This is a genomic window from Paenibacillus sp. MT86, from assembly GCF_058792535.1.
Map to the genome: position 1 here is coordinate 3641154 of NZ_CM179499.1, position 14239 is coordinate 3655392.

Here is a 14239-nt window from a genome sequence, read left to right on the forward strand (position 1 = left end):
AATGGATCCCCCCTTTCACGAAATTCGGCAAACGCCCTGATTGGAATCGCTTTCAAAAATAAAAAATTCTCATTCCTCATTCCCTTCTTTGCTCGCGAAATGTCTTAGAAGATCAGTCCGAAGGTGAACCATTAGCCGGCAGATCATCATCTGCAGCGGCTATGGCGCCGTCCACCCTCGCGGCTTCATTCAACTCATACGGCGAATTTGCGGTCGAATTAATTCAAGTTCCACAGTTGTGTACAATTAAACACCCGCTTCTTCCTTCTGATACATCTCGGTCAGCTTGATGCTTCTGCCCTGCTGCAAACGGGATCGTTCGGAAGCGAAAGCAATCAAATGGCTTTGCAAGGAAGCGGTAGCCGATGTAAGGCCTTGAGACGGGTTGCGGTCGAACTTATGTACATTTTTAAGGAAGGAGCTCACCATGCGCTCATCGCCTCCGCCGTGGCCGTCGCCCTGCACGCTGCATTTAATTTCAATCTCTTCGCCCGTCGCATAACGGTACAGCGTAAAAGAACCCTTATCCATGTCGCCCATGATCTCTCCCTGCGTACCCATAATCTGCACACGGCGAGTACCGCTTTGGGTTAATCCCGACATAATGAAATTAGCATTAGCGCCGCTGGCAAATTCCATATTGACGACCTGATGGTCGACGACATTATTATCGCAGCGATAGACGCAGCGGCCGAACGGTCCTTCCTTGAGCGCCCGGATAATGCCTTCCTGTGATAAATCGTGCGTCATATAGCGCGCCCAATGATCGGCAGGTTGCTCCAAGTACATTTTAATCGCTGAAAAAGCACATTCCCTCTCGGCTTCGCAACCATCGATGCAGCGGTCCGTAGCACCCTCCGGCGCGTTCTCGGCTTTAAAATGAAGCAATGAGCCAAAGGAGCTGACCGCAGTGCACGGTTCATCCATCAGCCAGGAGATGAGGTCCAGGTCATGGCAGGACTTGGCCAAAATCATCGGGCTTGTTTCCTCGGAATTGCGCCAATTGCCGCGTACGTAGCTATGAACCATATGGTGATAGCCTACGTTTTCGGTTAACTGAATGGTGCCGATCGCGCCCAATTCCCCATCCTCGATGCATTTCTTGATGCCCGACCAGAACGGGGAATAGCGAAGCACATGCGTGACCACCAGCAAACGCTTATGCTTAAGAGAAGCTTGCTCCAATTCTATACATTCCTGCACATTCGGTGACATGGGCTTCTCCAGCATGACATGGTAGCCAAGCTCCATCGCTTTCATTGCTGGTATATAGTGCATCCGATCAAGCGTGCAGATGATCATCACGTCGGCTATTTTCCCCTGCTCATATGCTTTGTCCCACGAATTGTAAACGTGTTCTTCAGCAATCTGATGAATCTCTGCAAAACGTTGTCTGCGTTCATCATCAGGCTCGGCTACCGCAACAAACTTCAGTTCATTCGGAAATTTCTCCGCATACGGTCCATAGATGTATCTTCCTCTACTGCCTGCGCCTAATAGTACTGCTGTTAATGTTCTCAATGCTGTTCCCCCTTGCATATCCAATTGCATCATAACTTCATTGTAAGGGGTGACTCCGCGCATCAAAATAGATCATTGCTTACATTCCATATACATTTATTGACCTTGGTGCATGGTTTCGTTGCGAGCCGTTCGAAAATCCTGCGGCGTCATATCATTTTGCTTCTTAAAAAAGCGGATAAAGGCAAGCGCTGAATTGTAGCCGAGTTTGGCGGCAATTTCATTGACCTTCATGGATGTATTGAGCAGCATATCTTTTGCTATGACATTGCGGTAATCATTTACGTATTTAGAGAGACCGATTCCCGTTATCTGTTTGTATAGCCTTGAGAGATAGGATGGATTCAAGCTGACATAATCCCCGATCGCGGTTAGGGATATATCATCCGCAATATGCTCCTCTATATAACGATGCACCTTATTGACGACCTCCGCCGGCAGCTCTGTCCCTCGAAGCGCATTCCATTCAAAAAAGCAGTCCGCAATTTGCCAATAGTATGGAATGAGCTCCGTCCATGAAGCGGTCTCCTCCTGGCGGAACAGTTTATCCAAGTTAATCTGGGTATTCATATAGTCTCGCATATCTTTATTTTTGTGCAAATGCGCCAGAAATACCGCAGATAGGAAATGGTACAACTCAACCTTGCGCTCATATGGAGTATCCGGATCGTTCCAGATGTCTGTCAATTCGACGAATTGATGATTAAACTGCTCGCGGTGATTATTTTCAAGACAGCTCATCAGCAGCTGTACGCGAGCGTGAAAAAAGCTGTCATGATAGCTTTTCGCCTTCTCTTTTTCTTCGGACTTCTGAAGATCTTGATCGGTCATGATGACCTCATGGAACAAACCATGGCCTTGCATAAGCCCGTATTTCATCGCATGAAAACGATCCGACAGCCGATTCCATGGGACAGCCTCGCTGCCAATAAGAAAAGATACGGAGAGGCTCAGCAGCTTTTTGCTGGTCGCCTGGATCGTCTCCAAATTGCCGCTCACATAGCGGTATGCCCGGGTCCATTCCATCGTACCGGTATCCGCCGTTATCTCCGGACCGGCTTTAGGCTGAAAGATCCATACCATTTTGTTCATATCAAATACGACGGAGAAGCAGCGCACATGGGCGGATAAATACTCATCGCCGATATTTTGAAGTGCGTAAGCGAGCAAAGCCTTGTCCGGTGCCGTGAACATTTCCTTCCAGGCATCGATCCTGCCAATCAGTAAATAGACAGGGAGCGATGCGTCGAGCGGAATGTCCATTTCCGCAAAAGCGTCCCGAAGCTGCTGCCCCGTCATCGTCTTGCCTTGAAATAAGCCCCAGATATATTCCTTCTGCAAGGAAGGCATCGCTATTCTCATTTTGGACTGGGCCCGCAAGATCATTTGAGCCTGACCCTGTTCCTCTTCGATTTCCTCTATCGCCCGTTCAACGGTATGAATGATCTTCTCGTCGCTTTCCACTTTCAGCAAATAATCAAAGGCACCAAATGTAAGGGCGTTCTTCGCATAGTGAAAATCATTGAACCCTGTCAATAAAATAACTTTGCACGCCGGCCACTGCGATTTTATTTCCTGAAGCAGCTCAATGCCCTCTATGCCGGACATCTTAATGTCCGAAATCACAATATCCATCCGGTGATGGGACAGCACCGCAAGCGCTTCTTCGCCGGAATAGGCCTTCATGACTTCAAGCTCCAAACGCTCCGTCTTCTCGAACAACTCCAGAAGACCATCTACAATAATCGGCAAATCATCCACGATTAAAAGCCTGTACATGGCGATTCCTCCTTAGCTCATGCTCAGTTTAATAATAGCTTGAAGCCCGCCAAGCTCAGAGCGTGATACGGTAATCCCATACTCTTCTCCATAACGAAGCTGAATTCTGCGATGAACATTAAGCAGGCCGGTTGTCTCCTCCATCTGGTTCGTTGAATAACGCAGCTTCTTGCCAAGCGCTTCGATTTCCTCATCCGTAATGAACTCGCCGTTATCTTCTACGTAAATGTAAAAAGCATCATTTCGCAGCTTGCTGTGCACCCATAGCTCGCCCGTGCCGCGCATATTGCCAAGGGCGTACTTATAAGCATTTTCAATAATAGGCTGCAAAATCAATCGGGGAACTTCAATCGGCTGGGCTTCGACTTCAAACAGCACTTCGATTCGTTCCCCGTAACAGATCGACTGCATCTCTACATAAGTGCGGGAATGCTCAAGCTCCATCTCCAGCAGAATGTCGTCATCATGATGGCGAGTAATGAACTGAAAATATTGCCCTATGTACAAACAGAACTGGTAGGCTTTTTCCTTCTGGGTATCGGATTTAATCAAGCGGCAAAGCACGAAAAAGCAATTATATAAAAAATGAGGATTGATTTGCGATTGCAATCGCTTCAGCTCCGAACGCTGATTGCGAATCTGCTGCTCATAATTTTCCTCAATCAGTGTTTTCAAAGATTTCACGGTATCGTTAAAAGCCTGGTATAAATAGCCGAACTCATCCTGCCTGCGGTCGATCAAGATCGGCTCCAGCTCGTTTTGCTGCATGCGGCGGAAGGAACGCACCAGCTTTAACAACGGACGGTATATTAATCGGATGATAAAATAGGTAAAAAATAAAAAAATACAAACAGCAAGCGCGCAAGCCCACCAAAACAATGCCCTATATACCTGCAATGAACCGAGAATCATCTCTTCCGGTATGCTCGTTACCATGTATGAATTCCATAGGCTGGAATACTTGAATACGGTTAGATATCGCTTGTTTTTATAATGGATCGTATCATAGCCTTCATCCATTTTCGCCGCCTGCTTTTCAAAAGCCAGCTCCTTCATCAGATCATGAAATTCAAGGTCGGAACCGCTATTGATTTCCCAGCCGCGCTCCAGATTAAACAATACGGTCTGACCACCCCTGCTGTTGCCGATTTGCGTTAAGGTCTCTTTAATTTTGCCGGTTGAGAGCTCTACGCCCACCACATAGAGCGGGTCCTTTTTGCCTGCAGGGTACTGCATCGTAATAAACAGCCGGTCCTGCCAATAAATAAAGGGCTCCGTATAAAGCTTCTTGTCTGGCTGCATCGCTTCATATTCTTCTGCATCCAGCTTGGTTTCAAAGCTGTTGCTCAGCACCGTGCGCTCGATATGCGGAATGTACGCCTTCGCCTCGCGAATGAACGGACTGGAATTTTTCATTAAATCCAGGCGGTGCTGAATATCCAGTATTTTATACGACCGCTCGTAGGAGTTCATCTGCTCGCCTGTCGCCGCCACTTCCATCAAATCCCTGTCCATAACGTAGTTAGGCAGATATCGGCTGATCCGGTCTGCTTCCTGATCCAGGGAGTCTAAATAAAACCTTGTCGTATTCAAAATCGAATCGGATATTTCACTGCGGATATGATCGGCCCCTTGCTCATTCATCATCCAGGTTATCGCCATAAGCGGCAGTAAGGCCGCCAAAAAGGCAGCCATTATTTTTTTGAATATAGAGGAATCCTGTAAAAAGAATATACTTTTCATCGTCTGTTCTCCTGTGCCCGAGATCTACGACCTTCTTTGTCTATTCTTTTACGCTTCCCATTACAATGCCCTTGATGAAAAACCGCTGCAAGAATGGATAGACAATAAGAATCGGGAAAGCCGCTACGAAGATTTGTGCCGCCCTGCTTGTACGGTCAGACAGCTGGAGCATGAGTTCCACATTTTCTGATTTAAGAAATCGGAAATCCATCTTAATAATAACGGTTTGCAAGAAAGTTTGCAGCGGATAATTTTCCGGGTGATTCATATAAAGCATGCCGTCGAACCAGCTATTCCAATGCCCTACCATCGTAAAAAGCCCCGTTGTTGCCAGTGCGGGCAACGATAGCGGAACATATATTTTCCAAAGCGTTGCAAAATGCCCGGCTCCGTCAATCCGTGAAGCATCCTCAAGCTCCCTGGGCAGATTGCGGTAAAAGTTCAATAGCAGGATGACGTTGAACACGTTAATTGCCATAGGTAGCACCAACGCTCCGAGAGTATCAATAAGTCCCAAGCTTTTAATTGTCAAATAGGTAGGAATGAGTCCGCCGTTGAACAAAATCGTGAAAACAAATATCCATGCATAGACGGTTCTTAGACGAAACGTATTGCGATCCTTGGATAAAGGATAAGCTGTAATAATCGTTAACAACATACTTAATACCGTCCCGACAACAACCCGTTGAATCGAAATGCCAAAGGCTCTTACATACTCAGGCTTGCCGAACACGTTATCATAAGCCGCCGTTGTAAACTCTACAGGCCACAGCGCAACCTTGCCGGCTGCCGCCGCCGAACCCGAGCTAAACGAAATCGCCAAAATATGAAGGATCGGCATTAAGCATAAAAAAGATATAAACGCTAGAAAGACTAGGTTGCAAACTAGAAAAGCCCTTCTTCCGAATGACGGTTTAATAACCACGGTCAGTCTCCTTTCTGAATCACCGACTTTTCATCTATTAGAAAATACGGTAATTCGCTAGTCGGTATGCGAGTACGTAGGATACGGAAATGAAAATAAAGGATACGACGGATTTCAATAAGCCGACAGCTGTGGCAAATCCGAACTGGGCTTGCTGGATCCCCATACGGTAGACAAAAGTATCAATGATATCGGCACTTTCATAAACCGGTGCGCTGTACAGGTTAAAGATTTGATCAAATCCCGCATTCAGCACATTGCCGATATTAAGCGTCAGCATAAGAACGATGATCGGCATCATGCCCGGCAGCGTCACGTGAAGCGTTTGTTTCCAGCGGCCCGCACCATCGATTTGAGCGGCTTCATACAGCGTAGGATTAATTCCTGTCAGTGCGGCCAAATAAACAATGGTACCAAATCCAAATTCTTTCCATACATCGGAGATGACCATGACATAAGGGAACCAGTTATTATCGCCAAGAAAGAAAATCGGCTTCATGCCGAACCATCCAAGCAGCTGGTTCAATATGCCGGAGGAAGGAGACAAAATATCGACCAAAATCCCGCTCAGCAGCACCCAGGATAGAAAATGGGGCAGATAGACCAGGGTTTGGAACGTTCTTTTCATCCATTCTCTACGCAATTCATTAAGCAAAATTGCTATCGTGATTGGCACGAACAAACCGGCAACGATTTTCATTACAGCAATGTATACCGTATTAAAGAAGATGCGGCCGATATCCGGATAATCCATTAACAGCTGGAAGTTCCTCCATCCGATAAACGGGGAGCCGAACAACCCTTTATTCGGCACATATTTTTGAAAAGCCATCATGATTCCTGTCATAGGAATGTAACTAAAAATAACAATCATAGCTAAACCCGGCAGCAGCATCAAATGAAGCGGCCATTCCTTCTTCCACATGCGCGTCAGACTATTCATATCTTCACCTCGCTGATTCACTTATCATGCTGTGCATGCCTTGCTCAAGAACCTGATTGTTCTTGAAAAAAGGAGGGATTGCATAGATTCAATCCCTCCTTTGCGCTACAGATCCTATTTCATCGATTGATACCACTCGTTAACTTCTTTCGTGATTTCATCGCCGCCAAGCTTCTTCCACTCTTCAACGAATGTATCGAATTCGTCTACGGATACTTGGTTCATTATGATTTTGATGAATATTTCATCACGTTTCTTCGTTAAAATTTCTTGACGGTCTGCCATCGTCGGCGTAGGTGCGCCGTAGAATTTGTTTTGCAGGTATTCTTTGTTTTGCTGGATTTTTGGGTTATGCGATACCGCTCCGTTCGGCCCCGAAATCAGCACTTCCCACCACATATTGATATCGCTACCATCGATAAATTTCATCGCACGTTCATAACGACCCTTCTGGTCTGCAGTTTGAAGAATGCTAGGATCTTTCGTTTCGATCGCTTTCGGCAGAATTTCGCCGTTGTTATCCATCTGTTTGCCTACGCGAAGCGGGTTCAGCAGCCAGTAGTTGTTGCCTTTTTCTTGTTTGTCTTTACCATACAGATAGATTTTTTGTTCATCTGTCGGATTCATCGTATTATCAACGACGATCCATTGGTTCAGCAATTTGATAACGCCTTCAGGATGCTTGGCTTGTTTAGAGATCACATAGTACTCGTCAACACCAAGACCAATTTGATTCAATGTAGGCTTGTTGTCTACGGAAGGGATAGGGAACACTCCCCATTCTTGAACAACCTTCCCGTCTTTCACAGCGCCCTGCACAAGCTGCGCCGGTGTCCAGGAAGCACCAAATACCATGCCGATGCTGCCGTCGTAGATGAGCTCAGCGGCTTTTTCCGTATCTTTAACCGCAAACTCAGGATCGATCAACCCTTTTTTGAACATGTCTTGCAGCGCTGCAAGCGCCTGCTTCATCTCGGGCTGGATATCACTGTTCATCAAACCGCCGTTCCCATCTTCCATCCAAATGTTTTCATAAGCGTGATAGCCGTTCAAGAACGCTCTCAGACCGGTAACGCCTGTCTCGATACTAAATGGGTTTTTGCTGACCGCAATACCGTAAGCTTGTTTTGTGCCGCCAGGATTCTTGGTTTTGAACGCTTCGGCAATTTCAATGAAATCATCCATTGTTTTAGGCTCAGGCAAGCCAAGTTCTTTCAGCCAGTCGGTACGAACGAACAAGTATTGATAGTTGAACGGGTTGTATGAGCTTGGAATCCCCATCATTTTCCCGTCGATCATCGCAGTTTTCATCTGCATGCCGCCGTCCATGGTCAGAAACTTTTTCGTCTCTTCCGTAGCATGCTGATCATAAATCTCTGTCAAATCCATAATCATATCCGCTTCCGTCAGCTCCTTAAGCTGTGCAGCGTTTACAAGCAAGAAATCGGGAAGATCGTTGGATGCGATCGCAATTTTTACTCTCTCTTTGAATTGGCTGATGTCTGCAATCCACTTGTTTGTAATTTTGACACCGATATCTTGTTCATAAACGTCATAAACTGAGTTTTTGTCGAAGTCTTCACCTTCGTCGAATTTCAAGTAAGGATCGCTTGGCGAAACCGTTGAAACCTCAATGATATCATTGCTGTTTCCTGTGCCTGTTGTTTCAATTGGTTCCTTGGAATTTACAGGTGGTTGGTTTGGCTCAGACGACGTTTTGAATCCGCAGCCTGTAATCGCCAATGCAAGCGTCAAGGAGATCATTGCAAGTGCCTTTTTGCTCTTCAAATTTTACCCCTCCGGTACATTTCGTTTAGTTTTCTGCAAATTGTATTGCAGTCTTTCATAATTCCAGTATAGAAAGAAGCCCCCCGCTGTTCTATATACTAGTCTTTACTTTCGTATACACCTCTTGACACCAGGCAAAAAGCAAATAATTATCGTGATTCACTTATACATCGGCAGCATTTACTTTTCATTTAGAAATACCTCAAAATGTATGTATGAAAGTAAATAACAGTATCTGGTTGAAGTCATCCCTTGTCTATATACTTAGCATATAAATTCATGATTGTCTGGAGGCGTTGGACATAATGAGACTTCATATTGCCTATGACCATCCCATTGCTATCAATGCTTTCGAATGGACCCCTGCCACTTATCGGCAGCCGCCTCATGTGCACGCAAGCCTGGAGATCGGTCTCTGTTTAACAGGCAAAGGCTATTTTTTCTTTGGCAACAAACAATATGCAGCAAAACCTGGCGACTTATTTCTGGTCAACAATGATGAACGGCATATTGCCCAATCTGCCCCCGATGACCCGAGCCGCTATCTTTTTATTAATTTTGATCCCGCTCTGCTGCTAGCGGAGGAGCCCGGTCTTCTGCTGCCATTCTCCTATCGCTCCACTCATTTTTGCAATCATATTATGGGCGGCTCGCCGCTCGCCAAACAGCTTACGCCTTGGGTGCTGGCTATAGCGGAAGAACTGCGGGAAAAGTCCCCCGGTTATTTGGCAATGGCCAAAAGCGCGCTCATTCAGCTGTGCGGCCGTCTTCTTCGACATTACAACGGTTTGCTGACCGATGATGAGCGTCATCATATGCTACATTCCGTTCGCCAGGCGCAATCGCTTGCCGCTTTGGTCGAGCATCGTTACCACGAGCCGGTTAGCTTAGGGGAATTGGCTGATGAACTTGGTTTAAGCGTCTCGCGCGTGAGCCGGGCGTTTCTGGAAACGACCGGTTATCGTTTCTCGGAATATGTTTCCTTGCTGCGTATCCAGGCTGCCAAGAGGGAATTGGCAGGAACAGACAAAGCTGTAGCCGATATTGCTTTCGAATGCGGCTTTCAAAGCTTGCCGACCTTTTACCGTGTTTTTAAAGAGATTGTCGGCCTGTCTCCGATCCGTTATCGGCAATCAATAGGGATTACGGAATGAGCAAAAAATGAGAATAACGCTTTCATGATTTGAGAAGCCATTGCCGGCATGGCTGGTTATAATCAAGGCATATTTTGATTATATGGATTTCAGGAGGGCAACCTTGATGACGAAATGGATTGGACTGAGGGAATTAGTTCGGGATGAAATCAAACAGCGCGGAGAAGAAGGCTGTCATGTTGAGGGGATGGCCGAGCGTCTGGAAGCAGCCGGCACAGACGAAGCAAAGTTAATGGAAGTATACCAGGCTTTAATGGCTCTTGAACCGCATGCGGATTTCAAGTATTTCGAGCCGTCGGAATTGGAGGCCATTCGCGCCGAACGTCCGGATGGACCGAGATTCCTGTCCGGAAACTGGGATGAGCTTAAATGGCAGGATAAATTTCATGGTGCGTGGCTCGGCCGTTCGGCTGGTTGTGCGCTCGGAAAACCTCTCGAAGCTCCTTCCTTCATGCAAGGCTCGGGCGGAAGACCCGGCTGGCACAATGTTAAGTTGTGGTTCGAAGGCGCAGGGCAATGGCCGATTCGCCACTATACACCGGGTGAATCAACTGCAGAAGCCGAGTACGGTATCGAGATCGCAAGGTGGAGCAGCTTGGCCAGCTGCCGGGATAACATTCGTTTTATGGAAACGGACGATGATATTCGATATACCGTTCTCGGCCTGCTCATGCTTGAGGAACGCGGGCTCGATTTCAACTCCTGGGATGTGGGCAAGCTGTGGCATCGTCATTTGTCATTCGGGCAGGTATTCACGGCTGAAGCGCAGTCCTATCTTAATTTCTCTCGCGTCACTTCACATATTAGCGGCGATCGACCAGATGACTGGGAGAAACACATCCAATGGGGCCGTTCTTATTTAAACCCCTACCGCGAATGGATCGGCGCCCAAATCCGTGTGGACGGCTATGCATACGGTGCTGCCGGCCAGCCCCAGCTTGCAGCTGAGCTTGCTTGGCGGGACGCTTCCTTCTCCCATGTGAAGAATGGTATTTATGGCGCCATGTTTTGCTCGGCTATGATTGCCGCCGCATTCGTTGAAAGTGATATGAAGCGAATTGTTGAGATCGGATTGAGTGAAATTCCGAAACACAGCCGTCTTGCAGAAGATATCGCATTAGCGGTCAACATTGCCGAGGAAACGGAAGACACAATAGATTTGGTGAGTAAAATATGGGAAGCAGTGAAGCACTATCACCCTGTTCATACCAATAATAATGCTGCATTATGCGCGGCTGCGCTCATTCATTCCGGAGGCGATTTTGAGAAAGGCATAACAACAGCCGTACTTGGTGGCTGGGACACCGATTGCAATGGCGCCACCGTCGGTTCCATTCTTGGCGCATCCCTTGGAGCGGCGGCGCTTCCTGAGAAGTGGATCTCGCCGCTAAACGATACGTTGTATGCCGATGTCAGTGGCTTCCACCCCATTGCCATCTCCGAATGCGCGCAAAGAAGCTATCGCGTATTTCGAAAATTGCAGCATTAACATGATTTAGGATGAATCGAGTATAATGCGGTATCATATTAAACTAATATGTCCGTTCACTTAAGAAGGCAGCTGATCGCTCTGACCAGCTGCCTTCTCTTTTTTATCAAATTCCTCTTGGCAAGTGTTCTGTACGTCCGATGAGTTCATTTCGATAATTCATTTTTGAAGGCTTAATGCATTTTCGTGTAGTATTTTATCTGCTTTGCTGCAGGTCGGACGCCGATACATGCATCTTACTACCCGCGTCCTGCGTGTCGCCTTTGTTTTAATGACAATTGAAAAATCGCCATCTATACTAAACCTATAGAGCGTATGGAATGGAGGAGCCGTCTATACATGAAAATTTCACTCGACATCGACCCGCGCAACGAAGAAACCACGGTTACGATTCACTGCAAAGAATTGACCCCAGCCATCCAGGAGATCCTCGAGTACCTCAATAAGAATGATATGGATTTGATCGTCGGAAAAGATGGAGAGAATCAGCACTTAATTAAGCACGAGGAAGTACACTACTTTCGTACAGAAGGCGATGTGGTCACAGCCGCCACCTCAGAAGGAATCTTTAAAATAAAAGAAAAATTATATGAGCTCGAAAACTCCCTTCCTTCCCACCGGTTTATCAGGATCTCAAAATCCGTCATTGCAAACCTGCATGCAATGAGCCATTTCGAACCATCATTTAACGGGACCCTCTGTGTTCACTTTAAATCAGGTGAAAAAGAATATGTTTCGCGTCATTACATTGGCCGAATTAAAGAAATTCTAAAGATGAACAGGAGGGAAACGAAATGAATGCATTTCTTTTCAGAAGCATGATCGGTATATTCTTCGGGGCCTTTATTGCTGTAATGACTACAAGTGCGCTTATTTATTTTGGCGGACAATCGACAATAGACGGAATGCATTTTATTAAAAATGCATTTGGCTATATATTCTGCGGCTGGCTGTTTAATGTCACACCCCTCTATTTCAAAATTCGCTCACTTCGCCTGCCCATACAAACTGCCTTGCACTTTTTAACAGTCACCATCGTCTACTTTTTATTAGGCCAATGGATCGGCTGGATTCACATTAATGTAAAGAACTTTTTGATATTCCTTGGAATCTCTATTATCGGTTACGCCATCGGATGGATTGGATTTTATCTTTATTTTAAAAATGAATCGAAAAAGCTGAATAACGATCTTAGAAGACATTGAATAAAAGGAGAAAACGCATGGAGAGTGTCATTACAGTTCGCAATCTATCGAAAAACTTTGGCGGGACCAAGGCAGTAAAGAATCTTTCCTTTGATGTTTACAAAGGTGAAATCTTCGGAATTATCGGGCCGAACGGCGCAGGGAAAACGACCACCCTCGAAATCCTGGAAGGAATCTCTGATCCAAGCGAGGGAGCGGTTGAAGTCCTTGGACTCGTTCCCAATAAGCAGCTTCGGGAGTTAAACAAGAGAATTGGTGTCCAGTTTCAAGCCACTTCGATCCAGAAGAAAATGAAAGTAAAAGAAGCGCTGGATCTCTTTTCTTCATTTTATGATAATGCCACGAAAAAAGATCATTTCATAGAATTGCTTGGCTTAAACGAAAAGCTGAACGTAAAATTTGATGACCTATCCGGCGGATGGAAGCAGCGGGTAACTCTTGCTTTAGCCACTCTGCATGAGCCTGAAATCTTATTTCTTGATGAGCCGAGCATGGGTCTTGATCCCTCAGCAAGGCGGGAAATGTGGTCTTTGATCCGGCTGTTACGGGATCGTGGAAGTACGATTGTGGTGACCACGCATTATATGGAAGAAGCTGAGCAGCTGTGCGACAGGGTGGCGATGATTTACAGCGGCCAATTAAAAGCTTTAAACTCCCCTCGTGAATTATTAAACGAAGGTGCTGCTAATTGTCTTACCTTTATCAGTGAAGGAGTCGCCCCCGAATATCTAAGCTCGCTTCCCGGCGTGGAGCGCGTTGAAAAGAATCAAGACGAATTTAAAGTGTTTTGTGATGACCAGCAGACAACGGCTTATCACATTTTCAGTTACTGTCAGGAAAAAGGCTTCCCATTGTCCAGCTTCAGGTTTGAGAAAGGCTCTCTCGATGATTTATTTATCCAGTACCTAGAAAAGGAGAAGATCGGATGAACGCAATCGTAAAACTCGCCGGTTTAGAAACGAAAATGTTCTTTAGAGACCGTTTAAGCATGTTTTGGACGTTTCTCTTTCCAATTGTGATGATCGGGCTGTTTGGATCCATGTTTGTTGGAGATAACATGAGTCAAAAGGCTTTTGCGGAATATTTTGTTCCTTCGTGGATTGGCGTCAATATCGTAACAACTTCCTTTTTTACTCTGGGAACTGTTTTAACCAATTACCGGGAAACGGGCGTATTGCGAAGATATCAATCAACACCGCTCCAGCCATGGAAAATCCTCGCCGCCCATACCATTCAAGGGACCGTCATCTTTGCAATATCCGCCATGCTTCTGATGGTCTTTGGCATGCTGCTCTACGATTTAACCCTGCCGGCCTACATCGGAAGCACCCTGCTTTCATTGCTTATTAGCATCCTCGCCTTTTTCCCGTTTGCTTTATTCCTGACCTCATTAGCAAAAAACACTCAGGCTGCTTCCGCAATCAGTTCATTATTTCTAAACCTGATGCTGTTCCTGTCAGGAGCGACATTCCCGCTGGAAATGATGCCGACGGTTCTTCAATATGCAGCGAAAATACTCCCGCTCTATTACGTCATTCAGTTGCTGCGGGGGACGTGGACAGAAGCGCCAATTACGGAGTATGGCTTTGAAGCAGCTGTTTTGATTGGCATTGCCATTGTATCTGTTGTGCTTGCTACACGGTTTTTCCGGTGGAGCGGGAAATAGGAATATTATAAGAAGACTTGCATCGC

Annotated in this window: 12 protein-coding genes; 6 read left to right on the forward strand and 6 right to left on the reverse strand. The window is 46.2% G+C overall.

Going from position 1 to position 14239, the window contains the following annotated elements; all coding sequences use genetic code 11:
* Nucleotides 1-246: 246 nt before the first annotated feature.
* From AC3RCL_RS16075 to AC3RCL_RS16100, 6 genes are all read right to left on the reverse strand, one after another.
* Entirely contained in the window at nucleotides 247-1521 is a 1275-nt protein-coding gene (locus AC3RCL_RS16075) for a Gfo/Idh/MocA family protein (RefSeq protein WP_492530645.1), read from the reverse strand.
* 96 nt (nucleotides 1522-1617) lie between these two features.
* Nucleotides 1618-3300, reverse strand: a complete 1683-nt coding sequence (locus AC3RCL_RS16080; RefSeq protein WP_492530647.1) for a response regulator — start codon at nucleotides 3298-3300, stop codon at nucleotides 1618-1620.
* Between the two features lie 12 nt (nucleotides 3301-3312).
* Nucleotides 3313-5043: a sensor histidine kinase gene (locus tag AC3RCL_RS16085; protein ID WP_492530649.1), complete on the reverse strand. Its 1731-nt coding sequence runs from the start codon at nucleotides 5041-5043 to the stop codon at nucleotides 3313-3315.
* A gap of 40 nt (nucleotides 5044-5083) precedes the next feature.
* Nucleotides 5084-5968, reverse strand: a complete 885-nt coding sequence (locus tag AC3RCL_RS16090) for a carbohydrate ABC transporter permease (protein ID WP_176502408.1) — start codon at nucleotides 5966-5968, stop codon at nucleotides 5084-5086.
* A 37-nt stretch (nucleotides 5969-6005) separates the two neighbouring features.
* Nucleotides 6006-6911, reverse strand: coding sequence for an ABC transporter permease (locus AC3RCL_RS16095; RefSeq protein WP_009590100.1), 906 nt, complete (start codon nucleotides 6909-6911; stop codon nucleotides 6006-6008).
* Between the two features lie 114 nt (nucleotides 6912-7025).
* The gene (locus AC3RCL_RS16100; RefSeq protein WP_251496283.1) at nucleotides 7026-8699 is read right to left on the reverse strand and encodes an extracellular solute-binding protein; all 1674 of its coding nucleotides are present in this window, start codon (nucleotides 8697-8699) and stop codon (nucleotides 7026-7028) included.
* A 305-nt stretch (nucleotides 8700-9004) separates the two neighbouring features.
* Between AC3RCL_RS16100 and AC3RCL_RS16105 the strand changes: the two genes are divergently transcribed.
* The 6 genes from AC3RCL_RS16105 (at nucleotide 9005) to AC3RCL_RS16130 (ending at nucleotide 14213) form a co-directional block, all read left to right on the forward strand.
* Complete coding sequence (locus AC3RCL_RS16105; protein WP_096773882.1) at nucleotides 9005-9853, forward strand: helix-turn-helix transcriptional regulator; 849 nt, start codon at nucleotides 9005-9007, stop codon at nucleotides 9851-9853.
* Between the two features lie 106 nt (nucleotides 9854-9959).
* Nucleotides 9960-11342, forward strand: coding sequence for an ADP-ribosylglycohydrolase family protein (locus AC3RCL_RS16110; protein ID WP_492530654.1), 1383 nt, complete (start codon nucleotides 9960-9962; stop codon nucleotides 11340-11342).
* A gap of 339 nt (nucleotides 11343-11681) precedes the next feature.
* The gene (locus AC3RCL_RS16115) at nucleotides 11682-12140 is read left to right on the forward strand and encodes a LytTR family DNA-binding domain-containing protein (RefSeq protein WP_096773884.1); all 459 of its coding nucleotides are present in this window, start codon (nucleotides 11682-11684) and stop codon (nucleotides 12138-12140) included.
* Complete coding sequence (locus AC3RCL_RS16120; protein ID WP_096773885.1) at nucleotides 12137-12547, forward strand: DUF3021 domain-containing protein; 411 nt, start codon at nucleotides 12137-12139, stop codon at nucleotides 12545-12547. The genes AC3RCL_RS16115 and AC3RCL_RS16120 overlap by 4 nt, the downstream gene beginning before the upstream one ends.
* Before the next feature lie 17 nt (nucleotides 12548-12564).
* Nucleotides 12565-13476: an ABC transporter ATP-binding protein gene (locus tag AC3RCL_RS16125; RefSeq protein ID WP_492530657.1), complete on the forward strand. Its 912-nt coding sequence runs from the start codon at nucleotides 12565-12567 to the stop codon at nucleotides 13474-13476.
* Nucleotides 13473-14213: an ABC transporter permease gene (locus tag AC3RCL_RS16130; RefSeq protein ID WP_492530659.1), complete on the forward strand. Its 741-nt coding sequence runs from the start codon at nucleotides 13473-13475 to the stop codon at nucleotides 14211-14213. Before AC3RCL_RS16125 ends, AC3RCL_RS16130 begins: the two co-directional genes overlap by 4 nt.
* Nucleotides 14214-14239 lie beyond the last annotated feature (26 nt).

Excerpts from the sequence above, each read along its gene's own strand:
- AC3RCL_RS16080 (WP_492530647.1), bottom strand. The coding sequence starts at position 3,300 with ATGTACAGGCTTTTAATCGTGGATGATTTGCCGATTATTGTAGATGGT.
- AC3RCL_RS16125 (WP_492530657.1), top strand. The coding sequence starts at position 12,565 with ATGGAGAGTGTCATTACAGTTCGCAATCTATCGAAAAACTTTGGCGGG.
- AC3RCL_RS16130 (WP_492530659.1), top strand. The coding sequence starts at position 13,473 with ATGAACGCAATCGTAAAACTCGCCGGTTTAGAAACGAAAATGTTCTTT.
- AC3RCL_RS16085 (WP_492530649.1), bottom strand. The coding sequence starts at position 5,043 with ATGAAAAGTATATTCTTTTTACAGGATTCCTCTATATTCAAAAAAATA.
- AC3RCL_RS16110 (WP_492530654.1), top strand. The coding sequence starts at position 9,960 with ATGACGAAATGGATTGGACTGAGGGAATTAGTTCGGGATGAAATCAAA.
- AC3RCL_RS16120 (WP_096773885.1), top strand. The coding sequence starts at position 12,137 with ATGAATGCATTTCTTTTCAGAAGCATGATCGGTATATTCTTCGGGGCC.
- AC3RCL_RS16115 (WP_096773884.1), top strand. The coding sequence starts at position 11,682 with ATGAAAATTTCACTCGACATCGACCCGCGCAACGAAGAAACCACGGTT.
- AC3RCL_RS16095 (WP_009590100.1), bottom strand. The coding sequence starts at position 6,911 with ATGAATAGTCTGACGCGCATGTGGAAGAAGGAATGGCCGCTTCATTTG.
- AC3RCL_RS16105 (WP_096773882.1), top strand. The coding sequence starts at position 9,005 with ATGAGACTTCATATTGCCTATGACCATCCCATTGCTATCAATGCTTTC.